The organism is Streptomyces sp. NPDC045287 (assembly GCF_056432325.1).
In genome coordinates this window covers 183,255-205,765 of the sequence record NZ_JBWKJG010000007.1, presented here as the reverse complement: position 1 = coordinate 205,765, position 22,511 = coordinate 183,255, and the positions used below count along the sequence as shown (strand labels likewise).

General features: G+C 69.1%; 21 protein-coding genes. 9 read left to right on the top strand and 12 right to left on the bottom strand.

Features of this window, described 5'->3' with window-relative positions; translation table 11 throughout:
• Positions 1-296: 296 nt before the first annotated feature.
• Together AC07D6_RS14440 and AC07D6_RS14435 are read right to left on the bottom strand one after the other, a co-directional pair.
• On the bottom strand, positions 297-2,381 hold the full coding sequence (locus AC07D6_RS14440) for an FG-GAP-like repeat-containing protein (RefSeq protein WP_479044342.1): 2,085 nt from the start codon (positions 2,379-2,381) through the stop codon (positions 297-299).
• Positions 2,382-3,091: 710 nt separating this feature from the next.
• Positions 3,092-3,610, bottom strand: a complete 519-nt coding sequence (locus tag AC07D6_RS14435) for a hypothetical protein (RefSeq protein WP_479044340.1) — start codon at positions 3,608-3,610, stop codon at positions 3,092-3,094.
• Between the two features lie 279 nt (positions 3,611-3,889).
• Here AC07D6_RS14435 and AC07D6_RS14430 point away from each other — a divergent pair, with 279 nt between their 5' ends.
• Both AC07D6_RS14430 and AC07D6_RS14425 read left to right on the top strand, forming a co-directional pair.
• Positions 3,890-7,465 (top strand): ALF repeat-containing protein, encoded by a 3,576-nt coding sequence (locus AC07D6_RS14430; RefSeq protein ID WP_479044338.1) that lies wholly within the window; start codon positions 3,890-3,892, stop codon positions 7,463-7,465.
• 69 nt (positions 7,466-7,534) lie between these two features.
• Positions 7,535-7,825, top strand: coding sequence for a hypothetical protein (locus AC07D6_RS14425; protein ID WP_479044335.1), 291 nt, complete (start codon positions 7,535-7,537; stop codon positions 7,823-7,825).
• Between the two features lie 473 nt (positions 7,826-8,298).
• Here the strand turns inward: AC07D6_RS14425 and AC07D6_RS14420 are convergent, their stop codons facing one another.
• Positions 8,299-9,549 carry an LLM class flavin-dependent oxidoreductase gene (locus AC07D6_RS14420; RefSeq protein ID WP_479044333.1) on the bottom strand — a complete coding sequence of 417 codons (1,251 nt, stop codon included), beginning with the start codon at positions 9,547-9,549 and terminating at the stop codon, positions 8,299-8,301.
• 233 nt (positions 9,550-9,782) lie between these two features.
• Positions 9,783-10,241 carry a hypothetical protein gene (locus AC07D6_RS14415; RefSeq protein ID WP_479044330.1) on the bottom strand — a complete coding sequence of 153 codons (459 nt, stop codon included), beginning with the start codon at positions 10,239-10,241 and terminating at the stop codon, positions 9,783-9,785.
• Positions 10,242-10,333: 92 nt separating this feature from the next.
• On the opposite strand from AC07D6_RS14415, the gene AC07D6_RS14410 reads away from it, so the two are divergent.
• Together AC07D6_RS14410 and AC07D6_RS14405 are read left to right on the top strand one after the other, a co-directional pair.
• The gene (locus tag AC07D6_RS14410; protein ID WP_479044327.1) at positions 10,334-11,149 is read left to right on the top strand and encodes a helix-turn-helix domain-containing protein; all 816 of its coding nucleotides are present in this window, start codon (positions 10,334-10,336) and stop codon (positions 11,147-11,149) included.
• Positions 11,146-11,445 (top strand): DUF397 domain-containing protein, encoded by a 300-nt coding sequence (locus AC07D6_RS14405; protein ID WP_479044325.1) that lies wholly within the window; start codon positions 11,146-11,148, stop codon positions 11,443-11,445. The genes AC07D6_RS14410 and AC07D6_RS14405 overlap by 4 nt, the downstream gene beginning before the upstream one ends.
• Positions 11,446-11,629: 184 nt before the next feature.
• Here AC07D6_RS14405 and AC07D6_RS14400 read toward each other — a convergent pair whose 3' ends face one another.
• The 3 genes from AC07D6_RS14400 to AC07D6_RS14390 are packed head-to-tail and all read right to left on the bottom strand — an operon-like array spanning position 11,630 to position 12,637.
• The gene (locus AC07D6_RS14400; protein ID WP_479044322.1) at positions 11,630-11,956 is read right to left on the bottom strand and encodes a DUF1048 domain-containing protein; all 327 of its coding nucleotides are present in this window, start codon (positions 11,954-11,956) and stop codon (positions 11,630-11,632) included.
• A 1-nt stretch (position 11,957) separates the two neighbouring features.
• Positions 11,958-12,314, bottom strand: coding sequence for a DUF1048 domain-containing protein (locus AC07D6_RS14395; protein ID WP_479044320.1), 357 nt, complete (start codon positions 12,312-12,314; stop codon positions 11,958-11,960).
• Positions 12,311-12,637: a PadR family transcriptional regulator gene (locus tag AC07D6_RS14390; protein WP_479044318.1), complete on the bottom strand. Its 327-nt coding sequence runs from the start codon at positions 12,635-12,637 to the stop codon at positions 12,311-12,313. Before AC07D6_RS14390 ends, AC07D6_RS14395 begins: the two co-directional genes overlap by 4 nt.
• Positions 12,638-12,913: 276 nt before the next feature.
• Between AC07D6_RS14390 and AC07D6_RS14385 the strand changes: the two genes are divergently transcribed.
• Together AC07D6_RS14385 and AC07D6_RS14380 are read left to right on the top strand one after the other, a co-directional pair.
• The gene (locus tag AC07D6_RS14385; protein WP_479044315.1) at positions 12,914-13,429 is read left to right on the top strand and encodes a SigE family RNA polymerase sigma factor; all 516 of its coding nucleotides are present in this window, start codon (positions 12,914-12,916) and stop codon (positions 13,427-13,429) included.
• A gap of 55 nt (positions 13,430-13,484) precedes the next feature.
• The gene (locus AC07D6_RS14380; protein ID WP_479044312.1) at positions 13,485-15,128 is read left to right on the top strand and encodes a hypothetical protein; all 1,644 of its coding nucleotides are present in this window, start codon (positions 13,485-13,487) and stop codon (positions 15,126-15,128) included.
• A 311-nt stretch (positions 15,129-15,439) separates the two neighbouring features.
• Here AC07D6_RS14380 and AC07D6_RS14375 read toward each other — a convergent pair whose 3' ends face one another.
• From AC07D6_RS14375 to AC07D6_RS14365, 3 genes are all read right to left on the bottom strand, one after another.
• Positions 15,440-16,693: an RNA polymerase sigma factor gene (locus AC07D6_RS14375; protein WP_479044310.1), complete on the bottom strand. Its 1,254-nt coding sequence runs from the start codon at positions 16,691-16,693 to the stop codon at positions 15,440-15,442.
• Complete coding sequence (locus AC07D6_RS14370) at positions 16,690-17,052, bottom strand: YciI family protein (protein WP_479044534.1); 363 nt, start codon at positions 17,050-17,052, stop codon at positions 16,690-16,692. The genes AC07D6_RS14375 and AC07D6_RS14370 overlap by 4 nt, the downstream gene beginning before the upstream one ends.
• Before the next feature lie 232 nt (positions 17,053-17,284).
• Entirely contained in the window at positions 17,285-17,920 is a 636-nt protein-coding gene (locus tag AC07D6_RS14365; protein WP_479044308.1) for a flavin reductase family protein, read from the bottom strand.
• A 201-nt stretch (positions 17,921-18,121) separates the two neighbouring features.
• Between AC07D6_RS14365 and AC07D6_RS14360 the strand changes: the two genes are divergently transcribed.
• The 3 genes from AC07D6_RS14360 to AC07D6_RS14350 all read left to right on the top strand — a co-directional run bounded on the left by AC07D6_RS14360 (position 18,122) and on the right by AC07D6_RS14350 (position 19,922).
• Positions 18,122-18,850: an ArsR/SmtB family transcription factor gene (locus AC07D6_RS14360; RefSeq protein WP_479044306.1), complete on the top strand. Its 729-nt coding sequence runs from the start codon at positions 18,122-18,124 to the stop codon at positions 18,848-18,850.
• A 496-nt stretch (positions 18,851-19,346) separates the two neighbouring features.
• Positions 19,347-19,553, top strand: a complete 207-nt coding sequence (locus AC07D6_RS14355; protein WP_479044304.1) for a hypothetical protein — start codon at positions 19,347-19,349, stop codon at positions 19,551-19,553.
• Between the two features lie 21 nt (positions 19,554-19,574).
• Positions 19,575-19,922 carry a hypothetical protein gene (locus tag AC07D6_RS14350; RefSeq protein WP_479044301.1) on the top strand — a complete coding sequence of 116 codons (348 nt, stop codon included), beginning with the start codon at positions 19,575-19,577 and terminating at the stop codon, positions 19,920-19,922.
• An 87-nt stretch (positions 19,923-20,009) separates the two neighbouring features.
• Here AC07D6_RS14350 and AC07D6_RS14345 read toward each other — a convergent pair whose 3' ends face one another.
• Together AC07D6_RS14345 and murQ are read right to left on the bottom strand one after the other, a co-directional pair.
• Positions 20,010-21,545 (bottom strand): PTS transporter subunit EIIC, encoded by a 1,536-nt coding sequence (locus tag AC07D6_RS14345; protein ID WP_479044299.1) that lies wholly within the window; start codon positions 21,543-21,545, stop codon positions 20,010-20,012.
• A 27-nt stretch (positions 21,546-21,572) separates the two neighbouring features.
• Complete coding sequence (murQ, locus tag AC07D6_RS14340; protein WP_479044297.1) at positions 21,573-22,511, bottom strand: N-acetylmuramic acid 6-phosphate etherase; 939 nt, start codon at positions 22,509-22,511, stop codon at positions 21,573-21,575.

The window sequence follows — 22,511 nt, the reverse complement described above, 5'->3', positions numbered from 1 at the left end:
CAGGGCGTACTCGACCTCGCCGTGCTCCGATCCGTAGATCGCCTCCGGCCAGTCGTCGAAGTAACGCCTTCCAGATCGCCTTCGAAGGCCGGCTCACTCCAGCCAACAACTGAACCGCAACAACCAAGGTCAGCCGTTAAATTGACACACCCCTTTTGCTGTCGTATCGCAGGGCGTGCAAGTGAGCGGCGCCCCTCATCCGGTGTTGCGATGAGGGGCGCCGCTGTAGCGGTCACGGGGGCACCGCCTGTTCGAGCTACAGCTCGCCGAGGGGCCGGCCCGGTGGGGACGCTGGTCTACTTCCGGTGCTGACCGAGGAGCTGAACGCGGGAGAGCTCCCAGTTCCCGGGTGCGTTGTACCAGGTCTGGAGGGGGGCGTTGAACTTGCCGTCGGGCTTGCTGCTCCAGAGCCAGAGCTTGATGCTGGCGTCGTTGTAGGTGTTCATGGCGGACAGGTCGTCGCGCCCGTCACCGTTGTAGTCACCCGTGACGATCTTCATGGACGGGTAGTAGTAGGCGCCCGCGGCGGTGCTCCAGCCCACGGTCGGGGCCTTGAAACCGTCGCCGGTGCTGAGACTGATCAGGGTGCGGATGGCGTCACTGCCGTCGGCGCTGTCGTACCAGACACCGACGTCGTCGAGCCGGTCGCCGTCGAAGTCACCGACGGTGACCCCCATCCTCGCCCAGTCGCCCCACGTGGTGCTCGACCAGGAGACAGTCGGCTCGGCGAACCCGCCGGCAGGCTTGCTCTGCCACGTCCACAGCTTCACGCTGGTGTTGTCGTAGTCGTACAGAGCGGACAGGTCGTCGCGCCCGTCACCATTGAAGTCACCGACGACGAGCTTGCTGAGCTCGACGTTCCAGAACCGCTGGTCCCCAGCCCAGGCCTCGACGGGGCTGTTGAACCCGCCACGGCTGTTGGCGGTGAAGGTACGAATCTTGTCCTGCCCGTCGGCGAAGGCGTCCCAGACGGCCAGGTCGTCGCGCCCGTCACCGTTGAAGTCGCCGCTGTAGGGGGTGAGATTGGCGAAGTTCCAACCGCTCGCCAACGTCCAGGAGTCGAAGGGCGCCTCGTAGGTCCCGTCGCCCTTGCCCAGCAGGGTCCACAGCCTGAGGCTGCCGTCGTCGTAGCCGTAGAGGACCGCCACGTCGCCAAGACCGTCGCCGTTGTAGTCGCCGGCGACCTGCTTCATGTGGTCGACCTGCCAGCCGGTGGGCTTGCCGTAGTACCCGCTCACCGGCGTGCTGTAGGTGCCGTCGGCCCGGGTCAGGAACGACCACAGGCGGTCACTGCCGTCGGCGTAGTCGTACCAGGCACTGATGTCACTGCGCCCGTCGGCGTTGACGTCGTTGCGCCGGGCGCTGTTACTCGACCACACCGAAGAACCCTGGGCGTCGTAGACCACCAGGTCACCACCGCCGTTGAGCACCACCTGCCCACCGGCCACGGACGTCTTCGACTCCCACAACGTCGCGCTGTCGTCCGCGCTGCGCACCTGGAGGTTGCCGTCCGTCCCCATACGGGCGGTGGCGCCCGCCTGGGACGTCTTGGTCTCCCACAGAAGTACGCCGCTGGGTGCGTACACGGCGAGGTTGCCGTCCGCCTGCATGGTCAGCCGGGCGGACGCCGAGACCAGGCTCTCACCGGGCAGCAGACGCTGGCCGGCAGTGAGGCGGGATGTCGGCTTGATGCCGTCGACCCGGGTGGCGACGGCTCCGTTGCGGGTCTCCGTCTCGCCGATGCACCCACCCTGCCAGGAGTGGGTGCTGACACCGACGAGCTCCAGCTTGCCGTTGGTGGTACGCAGCAGGGGACCGCCGGTGTCGCCCTTGCAGATCGCGTCGTCGGCCGTCTTGCCGGTGATGTGAAGGGCGCTGTCAGTGACGCTGTCCACACCGAACGAGCCCGTGTGGAGCTTGTTCGGTACCCACTCCGTCTTGGTCCGGCCGTACCCGGCGGCGGTGAGCGTGTCACCGGCGGCGACAGGGGTGGTGGCCATCGCGACCGGGGTGATGCCGGTGGCGGGGACCGCCAGGCGGGCCATGACCAGATCGCGACCGGGGCGGGGGACAAGTTCGACGATGTCGGTGACGTGCCCGGTGGTAGTGGTGAGGTCGACGCGCCCAATGGTGGCGACCGTCTTCACAGGCGGCTTGCCCGGGGCGAGTTCGGCGAGCTCGCCGGTGAAACAGGAGGCGGCGGTCAACACCCACCGGGCGTCGACCAGGGCACCGGAGCAAGCCCGCTTGGTGTCCTCCCGGTCACCGATCTCGATCCTCGCGGTGAAGGTGTGAGCGGTGTCGGGGGTCCCGGTGACGGCGTGGACGGGTGCGGTGAGCGTACCGGCGGCCACGACGGCAGCTATGAGGCTGGTTGTCACGGCTGCGCGTAGGCGCATTCTAGGCACTTTCGGTTCCTTATACGTATGGTCTGGGCAGGACAGGGGGCGGCTTTTCCCTCTGCTGTTGCTCAGCAGTCGGAAGGCGCCGGGTCAGCCGATGACGCGGAGTTCGATGAGGACGGAGCGCAGTCCGGTGTCGCCTGCCTCCCCCACGGACGTGAGCCTGTTGGCAGGAGCGTCCGTGGTGATCGTGGTGTTGTCCACTGTGTCGATCCTGAAGGCAGCGGTGTGGGGCTCGGCCGGCGACTACTCGTCCTTGGTGTGGCCGAAGCCGGTCGCGGTGAGTTCTTCTCCGGTCGAGAGGACCGTCTTGGTGAGCGCCACCGGAGTGATGCCGGTAGCGGAGGAGGACGGACGTGCCAGCACCAGGTCACGCTCTCAGGCCGGGATACAAGCTTGTCGACCTCGCGTATCCGACCAGTGGTTGGGGTCAGTGCGGCCGATAGTGCCGATCGACTTGAGTGGCGGCTTGCAGGTCACGACTGTGCCGGACGCTGAGCCCTTGGCGAAGCAGCTCGCGGTAGAGATGAACCTCCGCGGGTCGATCTCGACGGCACCGGTGGGTAGACGCAGACGGACAACGCTTACACTCGTTTGCTTTGCTAGTGCAGGGTTCAATCCGCAACCCTAGCCGCGAGCGTGAAGGTTACGCGTGTGTTGCTACGCAGGGCCGCGCACCTCGAAGAAGGTCAGCCCTTGAGGCGGATTTCGACGAGGGCGGATCGCACGGCATCGTCTCCGGACTCGCCGAGGCCCTTGAAGTCATTGGCGGGGACGTTGACGACCGTCTTGTCCTGAGTGCCGTTGGGAGTCAAGGTCGCCTGCACGGGCGAGGCGCCGGTCCAAATGTTGAACGTCTCCGGGAGTTCCATCGCCAGATAGCCGGTGTTGGCGTTGGTGCGGAAGCAGAACTTACCCTTGTGGGACTCCACCAGCAGGTTCTCTGGGTCGTTCACACACTCACTAGGGTCAGTAATCGAGGTGAGGACGATGTGTCCGTCGCCACGCTTGAGCGTGATACCGCGCTCCGCGAGGATCTTGTCCGCGCCCGGATAGTTGAAATCCTCGACCGCTACCGGCACATCAGCAGCCGCGAGCGGAGCGGTCGGAGTTGTCTGGGGAGCGGCAAGCGCGGTTGCGCCGAACCCGATCACGAGCGCGATCGTCGCACCGCCCAGAAGCAGCTTCCCGGCAGGGGTTGTCGCCATGGAGACCTCTCAGGTGGAAGGCATGTGAAGGAAGCAAAAGGGAACGACACCCTCCGCTTCATGAAAGTAAAGCAGATGTAAGATTCAACCAGCGCCGCGGTCCCCTATGTCGAACGGGACCTTCGGGATGGGGCTTGACTGCCCCAAGCTGCCGCGCCCCTTTGCACGTTCACCTCTGCGCATCACCTCGTGCCCAGAGGAGAGCAGGCATGCCTCCGCACACAGGTCCCCTATGTCTGTTTTCGGAGGTATGCAACTTTCCTGGAAGAGGACTGTCGGATGAAGTACCAATCGCGCCTCACCCGATTGAGGCGGACGGCCAGAAGGCCAAGAAGCGAACCATCTCGCGGACTCGCCTTCCGCACGGCCTGCGCCTCCGTACTATCCGTCACGCTGGCAGCCGGTCTGCTCCAGGCCACTCCTGCCTCAGCTGACGTACTGTCCACGTCGAGTCGTGCCCTGGTCGTCGATTATTGGGTTACGGGTGGCTCCGGCACGCAGGACGCGGCTGGGCAGGCACTGCTGGGTACGGAAGCGGATATCCAGCAGTTCCTGGCAGATGCGCCGGCGCTGCAACAGGTTGATGACCGGGTGGATGTTTCCCGGGTGCTGAATGCTGGTGGTTCGGCGGTTCGGGATGCAGCGAAGAAGGCGCTCCTGGGCACCCCCGAGGACGTGGAAGCTTTCCTGGCTGGTGGGTGGAAGGCTCCGCACGAGGTGGACCAGCGGGCTGAGGCGAGCCGTGTGATCCACTTTGGGGGGCCGGCTGTGCAGGACGCAGGCAAAACCGCGTTGCTAGGCACCGCCGAGGAAGTTAAGCAGTTCCTTGAGGCCGATCAATGGGTGAAGCAGGAGATCGACGATCGAGCGGAGGTCACCAGGATCCACAACACCGGTGGCACCAATGTGAAGGCGGCCGCCAAACTTGCGCTCGAGGGCACCTATGAGGATGTCCTCGAGTTCCTTGACGTTGGTCAGTTCGTGGCGCGTAACCGTGATCAGGAGCACGCCACGATCGAGCAGTTGATTGAGCAAGCCGAGCAAGCAGGCAAGCAGGCCGAGCAGGCCACCGATAAGGCTGAGGAGGCCTCCGCCAAGGCGGTTGCCGCAGCGGCCCTGGCTGATGAAGCCGCACAGCGGGCCGCGCGGGAGACCGAGGCGGCAAAGGCTGATGCGAACCGGGCCTCTATCAAGTCGAAGCAGGCCGCTGATGCGGCGCGGGCTGCGGCTGATGCGGCGCAGACCGCAATCGGTGCGGCCGACGCCGCTAACCGTTCTGCGCGTCGGGCTGCCTTGGCGGCGGCACAGACTGCGAGCGCAGCCGTAGCTGCAGCAGACGCTGCTGCACGTGCTTCAAACGCAGCGATCGCAGCAGGAAAGGACCGGAGTAAGGCGCAGGAAGCCGCAGATCGTGCGGCCGATGCGCGCAAGGCCGGTGAGCTGGCCCGACGTGCCGCGAAGGCGGCAGAGCAGGCCGGTCTGGCATCGCTGGCGGCGGCCGATGCCGCCGCGGCATCCAGGTCCGCGACGAACAATGCGAACAGCGCGGCAAGCGCGGCCGATGAAGCGGCCAGCTATGCGGAAGCGGCCGGTGGCTCGGCTGCGGAGGCGAGGGCTGCGGCGGCGGAGACGCGCCGGCATGCGAACGAGGCGAATCGTGCGGCCTCTGCTGCTGAGGCGCTGGCTCGCAAGTCGGCCGCGGCTGCGAATGAGGCACGAGATGCTGCGAACTCGGCAGCCAATCATGCCGACAAGGCCGCCGATGCGGCTGAGGATGCGGCCAAGTATGCGTGGGCGGCATCCGAGCAAGCAGCTAAGTCCACTGCACAGGCCAACCTCGCAGACGCAGCAGCCGACACCGCCGAGCAGGCCGTGGCCACCGCGAAGAAGACCTTCGCTCTCGCCCGCGACACTGAGGCCGAAGACCTAGTCACCCGTACCAACGCCGCCATCGAACGCGCCAGGACACAGCAGGCTGTCGCCAACGAGTTCACCAAGGACGCGGCAATGTCCGTGGCGGAAGGCGAGGCGATTGAGGACGACACCAAGGCGCTGGCCGCTGAACTTGCTCAGCCCGACGCCGACAGGACAGCCATCGTCAAGAAGGGCCGCGCCCTCGCGCTTCGCGCGCTGCAGTACTTCGGATCCTGGAGGAAGGACGCCGCAGCCCAGGCCCTTGCAGGCACCGACGAGGACGTCCTGGAGTACCTTCGTACCGGATGGCAGGAGGGCGTTGCATACGAGATTCGTCAGCAGGTCGCCGACCTTTCCACCACCAGCCCCTATGAACCTGTACGTACCGCAGCAGCCGAAGCGCTCAAGGGTACCGATCAGCAAGTTCGTGACTTTTACACCTCGGGGCAGTATAAAGTCGCCGAGACCAGTTACCGTGCCGAGATCACCCGCATCTACAACACCGGTGGTACCAGCACGAAGAGTGCCGCGAAGAAGGCCCTGCTGGATGGCAGCATCGCCGCGCTGCGCATCTTCCTAAACAACACCCAGTACAGCGCACGTAACACCGATGAACGGGCTGTGGCCAGCAAACTGTTCAACGATGGCGGCCCCGAGGTAAAGGCAGCCGCGAAGGTCGCACTGAACGCGCCCGCCGACGAGCTCCACACCTTCATCCAGGTCGGCCAGTACATGGCCGACCGCAAAGATCAACTCTCCTATACTCACATCGCCCAGGTCGATCGGCTCATCGCCGAAGGCGAAAGTATTGCCATCAAGGCCCGCGAAGACAGCTACCGTGCCGCCCAGGCAGCGTTCCTCGCCAACAAGGCAGATGACAAAGCCGAACAGTCACGGCTTGCCGCTGAAGAAAGCGCCAAGCTCGCAGCTGGCTACGCAACTCAGGCCGACGCCGCCGCCGACCGTGCGGAAGCCAGCGCCGCCCAGGCAAAAACTTCCGCTACCACCGCACGCAACGCGGCCAACCGCGCCAATCAGGACGCCATCAAGGCCGAAGAATCTGCCGCACAGGCAGAATTTTCAGCCCAGTATGCACGTATCTCTGCTACCGAAGCGCGACAGTCGGCTGACGTAGCCCGAAAGGATGCCCTCGCCGCAGGGAAGAGCGCCAAGGAAGCCGAAGCCGATGCGTCAGCAGCCTGGGAAGACGTCCTCAAGAAGCGCGAGGCCGAGCTAGCCGCGATACGTCGGACCGCGGAGGAGCAGCGCAAGGAAGAGCGCGAAAGTAAGCCCAAGTGCCACATACCCATGAACAGGGATAGCCTCCCGCCATGCGCCTACGGCGCAGCAGATGGCGACGGCGAACTCGTCTTCTACAAGCCCGACGCGGTGATGACCGAGATATTCTGGGAAGCCACCGGACTCAACGACATAAAGAAGTGTATCGAAAATCCCGCCCTTAGTGACTGCCTGTGGGCAGTTGCATCAGCCCTCCCGGTCGGTAGGGCAAAGGCTTTCGCGAATCTGGATGACATTGTTCGCTCTGCGCGGGCAGCGAGGTATGCAAAATGCCCAGATCCGAAAGTTACGCGCAATGCAGCATTCCGGAGCAGTTTGCCGATCGCGAACTGTGTAGATGCGATGCTGGATGATCTAAGTGAGGCATATGTGCGAAGTAAGCACATGCCGGGGGGATCTCTTGCCATCTCAGAAAAGAGCATATTCGAAGCGCACGTAGACCTGGACGCCCTCGTTGATAGGGCGAACATGTGCGCATGCGGCGGTCCGAACGAAAAAGGTTTCTATGAACGTGATGTAGACTTTGGCAGCATCGTAGGAAACCTGTCGATAGACTCGGGCAGCATGCCCACGACCTGGTATCGGGTCGTCCAAGACAAGTACGGGACGGTAAGGACGATGCATCCGATTCCGAAGCCGTAAGCAACAAGAGGGAAACGTAAGGGGGTCGATTCCAGGGAATCGACCCCCTTAAAAATTAGGAGGTAGAGCATGGGACTTTCCGTGTACATCGAGAATCGCATTCACGAGCGCAAGCATGTGAGGGGTGCGGGAGCATCGCTTGAGAGGATCATCGATAGGGCTACTGAAGGAACCATCTTCTCAGTGATCGATCAATACGGCGACACGATGTTTAATTCGATTCAGTCTGCTGCTCTAATTCGCGAGCTGAAGCTAATGAGGCATGGGAACGCCGACCTCGATGCGGACATCAGGGCAATCGAGGCCCTAGCGAACGAAGTGGTCCGAACATATGGCTATATCTGGGTTTCGGGCGATTAAACTTTACATCGCCCATTCGATGTCGAGTTCCTACAGCGCTTCCTGCTGCTCCGGTGTGAGTCTGTCCCTCGTCACTCGGGTTCTCTGAAGCCGCACCGACATAGAGTAAAAGCTCCAACTGGCAGGCCGCCCTGCTGATCTTTTCGTAATTTCGGTGGGCGTGGTGGGCTCATTGGTAGGAGTCTGGCGTCATGTCTTTCAAGCCTTCGCCTGTTGTCTGCGGACCCGTCGTTCCTCCTTTGATGCGACCGCAGGTGGCCGAGGCCCGGCGTGCGCGGGCGGCTGAGTTGTTCGATCAGGGACGTTCGAATGCCCAGCTCGCTCGGATGCTGGAGGCCGGTGACGAGAGCGTGCGGCGGTGGAAATGGGTCTGAGAGGCAGGCGGCACCGATGCCTTGCGCCGTCGCCCGGCGACCGGTCGCCCGCTCAAGCGGTCCGGCCGGGCCCCTCGCCCGGCCGGGTCCCTCTCCTCTTCAGTCGCCCAGCTCCGGGGCGACGACGTAGTCCCCGATGTCCGTCTTCGCCGGGGGGATCCTGGTCAGGGCCCGTTGGATCGGGACCTCCAGGCGGGCGCCCTTCTCCGCGTCCCGCGCGGCGCGGCGGGCGGTGAACTCGGGCATGACCTCCTCGGCGAACAGGCGCAGGGACTCGCAGATGTGCTCGTGCCGGTTCTTGCCCAGTTGCGGGGCGAAGATGACCTGGTCGACACCGGCGTCTTCGTACCGGCGGACCAGGTCGGCCAGTTGCTCCGGCGTGCCGATGCCCTGCCCCAGGGACGCCATCTCCGCGAGCCGTGCCCCGGGGGTGCCCGGCGCGGGGGGCTCCTGGACGGGGCTGCGGGACAGGCCGTGCTGGTCGCGGGTCTCCTGGAACTGGCGCCACATGTCGCTGCTGCCGGGGCGGTGCCTGCCGAGGAAGTAGTAGTACATGAGGCCGTACGACCAGAAGTGGGCGCCGTCGACGCCCCGGTCGAACGCGGTCTCGGGGTCGGGGTGGCACATGAACGGCAGGGCCACCGCGAAGTTCGGGTTCACGGCGAGCCCGGCGGGCACGCAGTCGTCGGAGGAGATCACCCGGTAGTACAGGTCGACCCAGTCCTTCGCCTCCTCCGGGGTGGTGAACGACAGCGCCAGGGCGCCCAGGCCGGCGCGGGCGGCGGCCTCGATGGTCGGCCGGGCGGTGCAGGCGACCCACAGCGGCGGGTGGGGCCGCTGCTTCGGCTTCGGCACGACGTTGCGCGGCGGTACGTCGATCCAGCGGCCCTGGTGCCCGGTGAACGGCTCCTCCGCGAGCATCCGCGCGACGACGCCGATCGCCTCCCGCCACTGGTCCCGCTTGGTGGCGCGGTCGACGCCGAAGCCGTCCAGCTCCATCTGGGAGCTGCCCTGGCCCGTGCCGAACTCGACGCGCCCGCCCGATATCAGGTCGAGCGTGGCGATCCGCTCGGCGACCCGCACCGGGTGGTTGACGGACGGGGCCATGGTGACGATGCCGTGGGAGAGCCGTATCCGCTGGGTGCGGGCGGCTGCGGCGGCGAGGAACACCTCCGGGGCGGAGGAGTGGGAGTACTCCTCCAGGAAGTGGTGTTCGGTCGCCCAGACGTGGTCGTAGCCGAGCCGGTCGGCCAGTTCGATCTGCTCCAGCGCTTCGTGGAAGAGACGCTCCTCGCTGTCGCCGTCCCACGGCCGGGGCAACTGGAGCTGGTACAGAAGTCCGAATCGCATGTGGGGGAACTCCTCAGGTCGGCATCCGTCACAAGGTGCTGAGCACCCGTGGCACCTCCATATGCCGATCTTGAGCCGCCCCCAGCGCCCGCGCGCATACTAAATCGGCCCTGTTTTGGCTGGTAGCCGTCGGCGGTTCGTCTTTCAACAAACGTTTCTTCGAAGGTGGTTGACGGAAAAGGGCACGTCCGCCGCGCCCCGGCCCCCGGGGGCGCACGGCACGGACCCCCGGATCACGTCGCGTGCGGCCCCCCTGCCCGGCGGGGCGCCCCGACGACGGCCTCACGGGCCTCCGCGAGGATCAGGTACAGCAGTTCCGGCTCCACGAAGGGCACGGCCCGGGTGGGTCGCGAGCGCCAGTCCAGCGGCCACGTCAGCCCGTCCAGCGCGGGGACGCCCACGTACGCCTCGCAGCCGCTGCTCCGCGTCAGCACGCGCGCGTCGCCGGGCGGCCAGCGGTACGAGGCCGCCGTGCCGGGCGGCAGCAGGAAGTACATGTTCCGGCAGCCCGTCAACTCGCGTACGACCGGACCCGCCTGAAAATCGGTGAACGTCATCAGGCGGTACGCGACGTCCTCCGCGAGCATTCCCGCGATCCGCACGGCGTCGAAGTGCACGCCCGCGTGACGCAGCGCGTGCCCGGAGGCGGGTACCCAGGAGGGCGTCCTGTCAAGTGCCTTGGGGAGATTCATGCGGCCAGCTTGCAGCCTGCGCTACTACTGTGACCAGCGCCACACGGCGCTCGTGCAGGGCTGTGTACCTGGGAAAACGGACGGTGAACTCTGTGTACAACGGTAATGGGACGCCCGGAGCCGCCAAGGCGTTCGGGCGGCTGCTGCGGTTCTACCGCGAGCGGGCGAAGGTCACGCTGGAAGTGCTCGGCAAGCACACCTCGTACTCCAAGTCGCAGGTGGCGATGATCGAACGGGGCGAGCGCAAGCCGAAGGGCCACTTCGTGGAGATCGCGGACGCGGTCCTGGGCGCGGACGGAGCCCTGCTGGAGGTGGCCAAGGAGGTCACGGCGAGCGGTGTGGCGGCATGGTTCGAGGACTACTTGCTGGAGGAGGCCAGGGCGGCGGGAATCCACAAGTACGAGAACCATCTGATCCCTGGGCTGCTCCAGACAGAGAGGTACATGCGGGCAGTCTTCTCTTCCGAGCGTCCCCCGCTCGAAGAGGAGGAGATCGAAGCGGGTGTCGCAGCCCGGATGGCCAGGCAGACCGTCTTCTACCGCAAGCCACTGCCGTTCATCAGCTTCGTGCTGGAAAAAATCGCCCTCACCCGTCCCATCGGCGGGGCGTCTGTCCTAAAGGAGAACCTCCTCCATGTTCTCGACATTGGCCGACTGCCCAACGTCGAGATCCAGGTGATGCCGGACGATCGCCAGACCCATGCCGGGCTGAACGGCCCGTTCATCTTGCTGGAGACCGCCAAGCGTCAGGACCGACTTGTGTACGTCGAGGGCCAAGGGGGACGGTACTTTCTCAGCGAACAGCCGGATGTGAGTGAAGTGTTCATCCGGTATGGCACCCTGCGAGCGCAGGCCCTGACCCCAGAAGACTCCGCACGATTCATCGAACAGGTGGCAGACAAGCTATGAGCACCGACCTCAACTGGTTCAAGAGCAGCTACAGCGGCGGCCAGGGCGGCGACTGCGTCGAGGTCGCCTTCACGTGGCGCAAGTCCTCCTACAGCAGTGACCAGGGCGGCGAGTGCGTCGAGGTGGGCTACGCGTGGCACAAGTCCTCCCACAGCGGTCCGCAGGGTGGCGAGTGCGTCGAGGTCGCCTCCTGCCCGCACGCCGTGCACGTACGGGACTCCAAGGACATCGCCCGACCGGGTCTCGCCGTGGCGCCGGAGGCGTGGGCGGCGTTCCTCCACACCGTGGGGGAATGACCCGGTCCGCTCCCCCTCGCCGTGACGACCTCCTGAGCCGTTCCGTCGGCCGGGCGCCAACCCACCGCAACGACTCAGGAGTCGGCACGGCCGCTCGCCCCGACCCCACGGCGGGGCCGCCCCGGAAGCGACCGACCAGGACACCCGTACCGCGGACACGTCCGGTGGCGTGGGGCGGCGGGTGTCACTCCTCGGCCGTGCCGGGCTTCCCGCGGAGGGATTCCTGGTACGCGTCCGCGTAGGTGGGTGAGTCCTTGATCAGGTCGTCGCAGAACGCGGCGACGTCACTGCCGATGAGTTGCAGGACCCCCTTGCCCGCGGCGGCGCCCTCTTCGAAGAAGTCGACGATCCCGGGGAGCAGGGGGCCGTCGGGCAGGTCGACCGGTCCGACCTTGAACAGGTACCTCTGCATCTCCTTGTAGACGATCTGGTAGTCCGGCGGGAGCGCCTTGACCCGGGCCATGTGCGCCCGCCACTGCTTCTTGCCCTCGATGATGTCCTGGATGCCCACGTCAGCCTCCCAGCCGGCTCAGTTTCCTGGCGACGTTCCTGTTCAACTGCTCGCGCCACCGGTCGCGGTAGGTGCGGGCCCCTTCCCCACCGGCCAGCGCCGTGCAGAAGCCCCGGACGTCGTCGCCGAGCACCTCGCGGACGCCCTGCCCGTCCGCCGCCGTCTCTTCGAGCAGCCCCAGGGCGGCGTCGAGGATCGGCATCAGGTTGCGGCCGGTGAAGTCCGCGTGGGGGAAGAGGTGGCCCTTGATCTGTTCCCACGCCGCCCGGTGGTCGTCGGGCAGGGCCGCGGCCCGGGCCTCGAACGCCTTCCACTCCCTGGTGAGATCGCCGCCCGTGATGGTCTCCCAGAAGCTCATCTCCCGCCCTCCCTGAGTCCGTCGATGCGTGATGAGACGTACTGCCACTTCGCCCAGAACTTCGCGAGTTCCTCGCGTCCGGCTTCGTTGAGCGCGTAGAACTTGCGCGGCGGACCGACCTCGGACGGCCGTTTCGTCACCTGGACGAGTCCGTTCCTCTCCAGGCGCAGCAGGATGGTGTACACCGTCCCCTCGACGACGTCGGTGAAGCCGAGCTCGTTCAGCCGCCGGGTGATGGCGTACCCGTAGGTTTCCTCGCTGCCGATGATTTCGAGCACGCACCCTTCGAGCGTGCCCTTCAGCATCTCCGTCAGGTCGTCCACCGCGATCCCTCCTCGACCCCCTTGGTACTCCGTGGCACTGAGTACCGCTATACGGTATCACCGAGTAGCGGGGGCGCGGCGTCTCCGGTGGACGCGGGCCGGGGCCGATCCGCGAGGACGGACCCGGCGCCCCGGTCCGGGCGGCCCCCGTCACCCCCCGGACCGGGGCGCGTCGCGCCGCGTCGAATCCGGTGTGAAACGTTTCCCCGGGCCCACCGGGTCGTCCTAGTGAGGGGCGTACGGGCCCCATCGACGACAGGGATGGACGGGGAGGGCATGAAACAGTCCCGCGCGGACGAGTTCATGGAGTTCGCGGCCGGGCGCACGGGGCACCTGATCCGTTCGGCGTGCCTCCTCACCAGCGGCGACGTCCACCTCGCCGAGGACCTGGTGCAGGAGACCCTGCGGCGGCTGTACGTCGCGTGGGGGCGCCGCCTGGGCCGCCGGATCGACAACCCCGCCGCGTACGCCCAGACCGTCCTGGTCCGGGTGTTCCTCACCCACCGGGGACGCCGCTCCTCCGACGAGGTCGTCCTCTCGGAGCTGCCCGACGGGACGGCCGCGCAGGACGGCGACCCGGACACGCGGCTGGCGCTCCTCCACGCCCTCGCGCAACTGCCGCCGAAGGACCGGGCCGTGGTGGTGCTGCGGTACTGGGAGGACCGCAGCGTCGAGGAGACCGCCCACGCCATGAACACCAGCCCCGCCGCCGTACGGACCCGGTCCACGCGGGCACTGGCGCGGCTGCGGATCCTCCTCGGGCCGAGCCTGGCCGAGTTCACCGCGGTCTGACCGCCGCCCCACGGGCCCCACCCCCTCGAACCCCTACGCGAACTGGTGAATCCCCATGCCCTTTGAGGACGAGCTCGGCGAGGCGCTGCGCCGCGTCGGCGGCACCTTCGACACGGACCGACAGGAGATGCTGGTCATGACAGCCACCGAACAGGGGCGCCGCAGCGTGCGCCGCAGACGTTCCCTCGCCGTCGCCGCGAGCGTCGTCGCGCTGGGCGTGCTCGGCACGGGCGCGTACGCGAGCGGGATCCTGCCCGACCTCGACCGGGACGCGTCGATCGCCGACGAGACGCCGGTGCTGGGCGGCGACCGGGTCTTCTCGATCTTCGAGAAGCTGCTGCCCGACGGGACCCTCAGCCAGAAGAAGGTCCTCCCGCGCGGACCCGGCGAGTACGTGCACGTCTCCTTCCTCCACGAGGACGACAAGGGCGGCAGCGGGCTCGTCGAGTTCCGCATGGGCGTCGCGGACGCGAGCCGCGGGGATGACGGCGGCCGGAACCTCACCCGCCTCACCCCCGCGAAGCCGGCCACCCCGACGGAGACCACCTCCTTCCGGCAACAGGTGGTCACCCCGGAGGGGCACTTCATCGACCTGGTCCTGTGGAACTCGCCCGACCCCAAGAGTCCCGAGGGCTCCCGCCCGACAGCGGGGCTGTCCTGGGATGCACGGCGGTTGACGAACGCCAACGAGTGGCGCAAGGAGCTCGCCCGGTTCCCGAAGGTGGACCCGCTGCTCGGCGAGAAGCCGATGGACCCGGCCTGGGTGAGGCCCCCGGCCACCGTGTCCGGCCCGGGCATGGCCGCCACGCTCCAGTCGCTGCTGCCGAAGGGCACGTACAGCGCGCAGGCCGGCCGGGGAACCGACGACCCGCGCGGCCCGGCCGGTTCCCTCCTGTACGACGACGGCAAGGGCGCGGCCCGGGTCGAGGTCGCGGTGTACCGCGTCGACCGGAACGGCGCCTCCGTCCGGGAACACACGCGGTGCTTCTCCCGCGTCTGCGAGCGGAAGACCCTGCCGGACGGATCCCTGGTGCGCGCGCACGAGCTGCGGCACAACAAGGGCACGAAGCGGCGCGTGGTCACCTACGCCTCCGCCTCCGGGGACATGGTGGAGGTCACCGCGTGGAGCACCCCGGGCGGGGAGGGCGAGGCCGGCCAGAGCGAGCCGCCGCTGACGACGGAGCTGCTGAAGGCCGGCCGGGACGAGCCGCCGCTGACGCTGGAACAACTGAAGGCCGTCGCCATGTCGACCGCGTGGCGGCCGGCGCTCGGCGCGCTGCCCGTCGCGCCGGACGAGGAGATCAGCGGACCCACGCGCCCCTCGCGCTGGTTCCGCAACATGGACCTCATCGCCACCGGGGAGAAGACCGTGTGGAACGAGGACGGCCTGGGGGACGGCCTCGTCGAGCTGCGCGTCGACCGAACCCGGCGGCACACCGGGGACGAGCCGCTGCTGGAGGTCCGCCAGGAGCGAGTGGACCGGGGCGGCAAGGGCGTCCTCCGCTGGGTCCTCACCGGCGCGCGGCCGGGCGGCGCCCGCATCACCGTCACGGCGTACAACGCGCCCGCGCCGGACGCCGACGCGACCCGCACCACCCCGCCGATCAGCCTGCCGTGGCTGAAGACGGTGGTCCTGTCCGACCACTGGAACAACGAGAACTTCCAGCGGAGCCTGGAGCTCCGGAAGGAGCGGAACTGACCTCCACCTTGGCAGGAGCTGCGCTGAGCCCCGGCAACTTGAAGTCGCAGGTCAAAGGGCTGGTATGAACGGGTTGGTATGAACGATGCTCCGGGTGATCGCGCTGGTCGTCGGAGGCAGTCTGCGCAGTACACCGTCTGTCAGCGGTCGCCTTCGAGGTTCGTCAGGATGAGCAGGCACGCAGGGGGCGGGTCGCGCGGGTGGGGGCAGTGCGGGGCCCGACGAGGGACCGCCAGTTCTTCAGGTGGACATCCGAACGCAGGCAACGCCCGCGCTGGGACTACGCATTGGTGATGGCCTGACGTCGTCGGTCAACTCGATTCCGATGAGAGCCGTGCTGCGCGGGAGGCGAGGTGGCGCCGTTCGGGTGAGCTGGTGGCACGCCGGGCGGCATCGCGGTAGGCGTCCGCCGCTGCGTCGTGTCGACCGAGCATCTCCAGGAGGTGGGCTTTGGTGGCGGGCAGGCGGTGGTGGCGTGCCGTGCGCTTGTCGGACTGCAGGGTCGTGAGGAGGTCGAGTCCGGCGGCGGGACCGTGGACCATGGCGACGGCGACCGCACGGTTGAGGGTGACCATCGGGTTGGGAACGAGGTGTTCCAGCATTTCGTACAGCGCGAGGATCTGCGGCCAGTCCGTGGTGTCGACGTGGTCGGCCTCGTCGTGGACGGCAGCGATGGCGGCCTGCAGCTGGTAAGGGCCGACCTGCCCCCGTGGCAGGGTCTCACTGATGAGGTCGATTCCCTCGGCGATGAGCCGGCGATCCCACTGGCCGCGGTCCTGCTCTGCCAGCGGCACCAGATCGCCGCCAGGGCCGATGCGGGCGGGGCGGCGCGCGTCGGTGAGCAGCATCAGCGCCAGCAAGCCTGCCGTTTCGGCATCGTCGGGCAGCAGGCGGTGCAGCAGTCGGGTGAGCCGGATGGCCTCGGTCGACAGAGCGGGCGCGGTCAGGTCGGAGCCGTCTGTGGTGGCGTATCCCTCGTTGAAGATCAGGTACAGCACGTGCAGCACCTCGTTCAGCCGCTGACCGCGGTCTGCTGCCTCGGGCATGCGCAGCGGCATGCCGGAGGTCCTGATGGTCTGCTTGGCCCGGCTGATGCGCTGGGCCATGGTCGCCTCCGGGACCAGGAAGGCAGCAGCGACCTGGGCGGTGGTCAGGCCGCCGACCGCGCGCAGCGTCAGCGCGATCCGGCTCGGCGCGGACAGCACTGGGTGGCAGCACAGGAACAGCAGCGCGAGGGAGTCGTCCCGGTCGGCGTCCGGCTCGGCGTCGGCGGGACGGCTGAGCAGTTCCGCCTGCGGGGCGGCCAGGGCGATACGGTCCTCACGGCGTCGCCGTGCCTGCTCACTGCGCACGTGGTCCACCAGCTTGCGTGAGGCGACCGTGACCAGCCAGCCCCTCGGGTTGTCCGGCGTTCCCTCGGCGGGCCACTGCAGCGCCGCAGCAAGCAGGGCTTCCTGTACGGCGTCCTCACACGTGTCGAAGGCGGCGTACCGGCGCAGCAGTGCGCCGAGGACCTGCGGCGCCAGCTCGCGCAGGAGGTCCTCGACGCCGTGATCCACGCTCACATGTCCGCCGCGGACTCGTGCAGGACGGGCCACAGCTCGACCGGCTCCACATCGGCGAAGGGCATGTCCGCCGCGATCTGCTGCGCGCGTTCCTGGCTCTCGCAGTCGAGCAGGTAGAAGCTGGCGATGTACTCCTTGGTCTCCAGGTAGGGACCGTCGGTGACTGCGGGAGCCCCGTCCTTGCGCCGCACGAGCTGGGCGTTGGCCACATCCGCCAGGCCGTAGGCGCCCAGAAGCTCTCCGGTCTCCTGGTACTTCTTGTTGAACCGCTCCTGCTTGGCGATGGCTTCCGGCCATGCCTCGGCAGGGAAGGAGTCCCACTTGGCCTGGTTGCCGTAGATCATCGCGACGTACTTCATCTTGCGCATCCCCTCAGCCCCGCGCGCCCCGTCGGCGCGCTGTCACCCCTCAGTCGGAGTCGGAAGCGGCTGCTCGACATCCGACGACAACTTTCTTCACTTTTTCTTCCACCGGGCCCAAGGCTGTCCCCACGCCCCCATGACACAAATGATCAACCTACCTGTCCCCTTCTCGACGGGGGCAGCCCTGTGGGCACTCGCACGCACCTGGCTCGGCAGTCGGCACCGGCCCTCACTCCGTTCGGAGCGCCGCCGTCTCGGAGCGGAAGCCGTGGCCGAGTTCCGGGCCGAGGCCGTAGTAGTGGCGGAAGTTGTAGACGAGGGGGCTCCACAGGTCCGGGTCGACGTGCTGGGTGCCGGGGACGGTGACGGCCGGGTCGGCGTGGACGTGGAGCACCTCCGCCTCGACCGTCCAGAAGGAGCCGTCGGCGCTGGGGGTGCGCTGCACCACGCGGGCCTCCAACTGGAGCGGGCACTGCGCGACGCGCGGCGGGCGGACCCGTACCGACGCCTGCGGGGTCAGCCCGGCGGCGGCGAACTTGTCCGGCTCGTACCGGTACACGGCCCGCTTGGCGGGCGGCACCGGGTCGGCGCCGGTCAGCGGGGCCAGGCGCTCCACGGCCTCCCACAGGTCCGGCGACGGCAGGTTGACGACGAGGTCGGGGCGGTCGGCCAGGTTGTGGGCGGTGCGGCTGCCCTCGCCCATGCCGAGGACGACCGTCCGGCCGAGCGCCCAGGCGGACGACATGGGCGCCAGGTTGGGGGTGCCGTCCGGGTTCTCGGTGGTGAGGAGGACGACCGGCGTGCCGAAGTACAGGATGCTCGGGGCGATGGTGCGGTGCCGCCGGGCGGGCGGGGGTGGGGGCACGGGCGTGAGCGGGGCTGTGGGTGCGGCCGTGGGCGTGAGCGGGGCTGTGGGTGCGGCCGTGGGCGCGGGTGCGGCCGTGAGCGGGGCCGGGGGTGCGGGCGTGGGCGTGAGCGGGGTTGTGGGCGTGGGGTTCATGGTCCACGACCGTAGGCGGCGGACAGTTCGGCGGCGGCCGAAGTGTGACCCGCCCACAATGGGGCGGTGAGCAGCCCCTACGCGTACGAAGACGGCCCGGACCTCGCGGCGCTCGCGGCGCTCCTGGCCGACCGCACCCGCGCGGCGTTCTGCCTGGCCCTGCTGGACGGGCGGGCGTGGACGGCGGCGGAACTCGCCCGGCACGCCGGGGTCGCCCCGTCCACGGCGACCGGGCACCTCCACCGGCTGGTCGCCGGAGGACTGCTGACCGAGGAACGGCGGGGCAGGCACCGGTACGTGCGGCTCGCCGGCGCCGACACGGCCGAGATGATCGAGAGCCTGGCGTCGCACGCGCCGTACCGGCCGACGCCCGTGCGCTCCCTGACCGACGCCCACCGGCGCCGCGCCCTGGCCCGCGCCCGCACCTGCTACGACCACCTGGCGGGCGCGCTGGGCGTCGCGGTGACGGACGCGATGACGCGGCGGGGCCTCCTCGACTGGCACCACGGCCCGGCGCTGACCGCCGAAGGGCTGCGCTGGCTGCGGGAGACGGGCGTCGCGGACGACCGCCCGGCCGGGTCGCGCCGGCCCCACGTGCGCACCTGCCTGGACTGGACCGAGCGCCGCGACCACCTGGCCGGGGCGCTCGGCGCGGCCCTGTTCCGGCACGGTCTGGACGCCGGGTGGCTGACGGTGCGGGCCGGTTCGCGGATCGTGCGGGTCACGGAAGCGGGCGCCGAGGCCCTGCGCACCCTCCTCGACCTGCCGGAGGCGGTACTGGCGGACGGGCCCTGACGGGCGGGTCCGAGGCGCCTGGCGGGTGAGGGGCGGGAGCAGGGGTCCGGTGGGTCGGCCCGCGGGGCGGGCGGCCCGGCGCGCGCGGGGCTGGCGGGGTGTGGGGCAGGGTGATGCGCGGGGCTGGCGGGGTGCGGGGCGGGTGGGCGCGCGGGGCGGGGCCTGATGGGGGTCGTGGGCCTGATGGGCGAGCCGGACGGGCGGGGCAGGTGGGCCCTCGCCGCTCCTGCCGGGGGGGGAGCAGATCGGCGGTATTGTCCGTCCGGGCCGGGGTTGCCGCACCACGGGCGTGGTGAAAGACTGATTTAACGCCCCAGCCGGCGGCATGCGGAAAACCGGTGCCAGCCCTTTCCGGAAGAATCCGAGAAGAGTCGGGTGGAATCCCGGCCCACTGGGCCGGTGTCGTTCTCAGGGACGGACACGTCCCCGTTTCAGGTCGTCGACGAGGCGGTTCCCGCATCGCGGGTCCTCGACACCCCACCTGAAGGAGAACACCGTGCCGGAAGAAGAAGAATTCACCGTGCCGGTCAGCAGGACCGACGACCTCGGCGCCCCGCCCGAACGGACCCAGGACCGGAAGTCCAGCTTCTCGGTGCGTCGGCCGTACCAGGCGGAGAAGGCACCGGACGCGCTCATCGAGCAGGGGGACCCATCGAAGCCGCCTCCCGCCTCGGGACGCTCCTCGGGCGCCGACGAGCCTTGAGGCCCGGAAGGGGTCATCACGATGTTGCAGTACGTGAACAGCTGTCCCTTCCTCGTGTCGGTGGCCATCATGCGTTACACGCCCAACTGCGTGGACGGAGGCGACTGGACGAAGGAAGGCTGGTGGAACATTCCCCCGGGGGAGTCCCGGATCGCCTTCGGCGGCAACCTGGGCAGCGTTTATCCGTGGTGGTGCGACTACATCACGGGAAACGGCCAGGTGTGGCCGGGCTCGGGAATCTACAGGTATTTGACGCTGAGAAGGTTCAGTTGGTGCGAGTGGACCAGCAGCACCGACGCCTTCCAGGCGAACATGTACCTGTTCAACGTCGACGGCAACGCCGACAAGATCTGGAACATCGTTCCCTGAGAGGGGCCTTCCCCGGGAACCCGGGGACCCGGCCCCGTGTCGGCCCGGGGCGCGGAATGCGCGCCGGGCCGCAGCACTGTCGTGGGGTCACGAGGGCGGGGTGACGTGGCGCAGGCCGAAGAAGTACGTCGCGACGAACCCCGCCGCGTACCCGGCGAAGAGGCCCGCCGCGTAGGCGCCGACCGTGGCGAGGGGGCCGCCCGGCCCGTCCAGCAGGGGGAACAGCGCCCAGCCCGACGGGCCGATCGCCGTCGAGCCGACCTTGTCGCCCCACATCCCGAACAGGCCGACCACTCCCCCGCCGACCGCCCCGCCCACGCACGCCGTCACGAACGGGCGGCCCAGCGGCAGCGTCACCCCGTAGATGAGCGGTTCGCCCACGCCCAGCAGCCCGGCGGGCAGCGCGGACCGGATCGTCCGGCGCAGTTCCTCGGCGCGGCGGAGCCGCACGTACACGGCGAGCGCCGCGCCCACCTGCCCGGCGCCCGCCATGGCGAGGACCGGCAGGAGGACCGTGTACCCCTGCTGCTCGATGAGGGTGGCGTGCAGCGGGATCAGCGCCTGGTGCAGGCCCAGCATGACGAGCGGCAGGAACAGCCCGCCGAGGGCGAACCCGGCCGCCGCGCCGCCGTGGGAGAGGAGCCCGTCGACGGCGGTGCCGACCGCCGACGCGACCTTCCCGGCCGCGTACATCAGCCCGTACACCGTCGCCAGGCCCGCGACGAGGACGGTCAGGGTGGGTGTGAGGAGGACGTCCAGGGCCTCGGGGACGCGGCGGCGGCACCACTGCTCGACGCGCGTCGCGAGGAACGCCGCCGCGAGCGCGCCCAGCACGCCGCCCTGGCCGGGTGACAACTGCTGCCCGAACACCTCGATCCGGGCGACGCCCGCGTAGACGACGATCGCGGCGACGGCGCCGCCCAGGATCGGGGTGCCGCCGAACTCCTGCGCCGTGTTGTAGCCGACGAAGACGGCGATCAGCGCCATGAAGCCGGACGCGATCGCGGTGAGGGCGGGGGTGAGGGACGGCAGGGCGCCGAGGTTGGTGAGGAAGCCGCCCAGGCCGGCGATGACGCCGCAGCCGATCAGGGCGGGGATGAGGGGGACGAAGACGTTCGCGACGCGGCGCAGGAGGCGGCGCACGGGCCGCGCGTCCCCGGCGGCCCCCGGCCCCCCGGGGCCCGTGGGGCCGGCGGGGCCCGTGGGGCCGGCGGGGCCGCCCGGACCGGCGGGGCCTCCCCGGGTGGCGGGGCCGCCGGGGCCGTCCGGGGCGGTGGGGTCCGGGGCGGGGCCTCCCAGGGCGGCCAGGTCCGGGGCGGCGGCGAGGTCCGGGGCGGTGGCGTTCGCCTCGGCGACCAGGGCCTGGAACTCCGGGGTGACCCGCGCCACCCTCCCCGGGCCCAACACGATCTGGTACGTCTCCCCGTCCTCCACCACGCCCAGCACCGCCGGGTGGGCGCGCAGTTCCGCGTCGCGCACGAGGGCGCGGTCGCGCAGGGCGAGGCGCAGGCGGGTCATGCAGTGGGTGACGGAGGTGACGTTGGCGGCGCCGCCGACGAGCGGCAGCAGCGCGGCGGCCGTGGAGCGGTGGTTCGACGGGCGGGGGTCTTCGGTCGTCGTCATGTGGGGGGCCTCGCGTGCGGGGGTGCGTCAGGGGGACGCCGCTGCCAGCGCGGCGCGCAGATGACCGTGGTGCTCCGCGAGGAGGCGCGCGGCGGCCGGGGCGTCCACCCCGCCCAGCAGGACGAGGATGGCGTGCTTCACCTCGCCGCCCGTCGCCTCCAGGGCCCGCGCTATCTCCTCGTCCGCGGCGCCCGTGGCCTGCGCGACGATGCGGTGGGAGCGGGCCCGCAGCTTGGCGTTGGTGGCCCGCACGTCGACCATCAGGTTCCCGTACGTCTTGCCGAGGCGGATCATCGTGATCGTCGAGATCATGTTGAGGACGAGCTTCTGCGCCGTACCGGACTTCAGCCGCGTCGAGCCGGTGAGGAACTCGGGCCCGACGACCACCTCGATCGCGTGGTCGGCGGCGGCTGCGAGGGCGCTGCCCGCGTTGCAGGCGAGGCCGACGGTGAGGGCGCCCACGTCGCGCGCGTACGCGACGGCGCCCACCGCGTACGGGGTGCGGCCGGACGCGGACACGCCGACGACCGTGTCGTCCGGGGTCAGGTCGAGGGCCTTGAGGTCCTCGTGGGCGAGGGCCTCCGAGTCCTCCGCGCCCTCCACGGACCGTACGAGCGCGTCGGGACCGCCCGCGATGAGGCCGACGACCTGCGACGGGTCGGCGTTGAAGGTGGGCGGGCACTCGCTGGCGTCCAGCACGCCGAGCCGCCCGGCGGTGCCCGCGCCCGCGTAGACGAGGCGCCCGCCGCGCGCCATGCGGGGCGCGATGGCGTCGACGGCGGCGGCGATCCGGGGCAGTTGCGCGGCGACCGCGTCGGGGACGGCCCGGTCCCCGGCGTTCATGGCGCGGGCGATGTCGAGGGTGGGCCGCATGTCGACGTCCGCGAGGTCGGGGCGGAACTCCTCGGTGGTGAGGGCGTCGAGCTGGGTGCGGAGTGCGGCGGGGTCCCGGGCGGGGTCGTTCAT

Excerpts from the sequence above, each read along its gene's own strand:
- AC07D6_RS14435 (WP_479044340.1), bottom strand. The coding sequence starts at position 3,610 with ATGGCGACAACCCCTGCCGGGAAGCTGCTTCTGGGCGGTGCGACGATC.
- AC07D6_RS14430 (WP_479044338.1), top strand. The coding sequence starts at position 3,890 with ATGAAGTACCAATCGCGCCTCACCCGATTGAGGCGGACGGCCAGAAGG.
- AC07D6_RS14425 (WP_479044335.1), top strand. The coding sequence starts at position 7,535 with ATGGGACTTTCCGTGTACATCGAGAATCGCATTCACGAGCGCAAGCAT.
- AC07D6_RS14420 (WP_479044333.1), bottom strand. The coding sequence starts at position 9,549 with ATGCGATTCGGACTTCTGTACCAGCTCCAGTTGCCCCGGCCGTGGGAC.
- AC07D6_RS14415 (WP_479044330.1), bottom strand. The coding sequence starts at position 10,241 with ATGAATCTCCCCAAGGCACTTGACAGGACGCCCTCCTGGGTACCCGCC.
- AC07D6_RS14405 (WP_479044325.1), top strand. The coding sequence starts at position 11,146 with ATGAGCACCGACCTCAACTGGTTCAAGAGCAGCTACAGCGGCGGCCAG.
- AC07D6_RS14395 (WP_479044320.1), bottom strand. The coding sequence starts at position 12,314 with ATGAGCTTCTGGGAGACCATCACGGGCGGCGATCTCACCAGGGAGTGG.
- AC07D6_RS14385 (WP_479044315.1), top strand. The coding sequence starts at position 12,914 with ATGAAACAGTCCCGCGCGGACGAGTTCATGGAGTTCGCGGCCGGGCGC.
- AC07D6_RS14380 (WP_479044312.1), top strand. The coding sequence starts at position 13,485 with ATGCCCTTTGAGGACGAGCTCGGCGAGGCGCTGCGCCGCGTCGGCGGC.
- AC07D6_RS14370 (WP_479044534.1), bottom strand. The coding sequence starts at position 17,052 with ATGAAGTACGTCGCGATGATCTACGGCAACCAGGCCAAGTGGGACTCC.
- AC07D6_RS14350 (WP_479044301.1), top strand. The coding sequence starts at position 19,575 with ATGTTGCAGTACGTGAACAGCTGTCCCTTCCTCGTGTCGGTGGCCATC.
- AC07D6_RS14345 (WP_479044299.1), bottom strand. The coding sequence starts at position 21,545 with ATGACGACGACCGAAGACCCCCGCCCGTCGAACCACCGCTCCACGGCC.
- murQ (WP_479044297.1), bottom strand. The coding sequence starts at position 22,511 with ATGAACGACCCCGCCCGGGACCCCGCCGCACTCCGCACCCAGCTCGAC.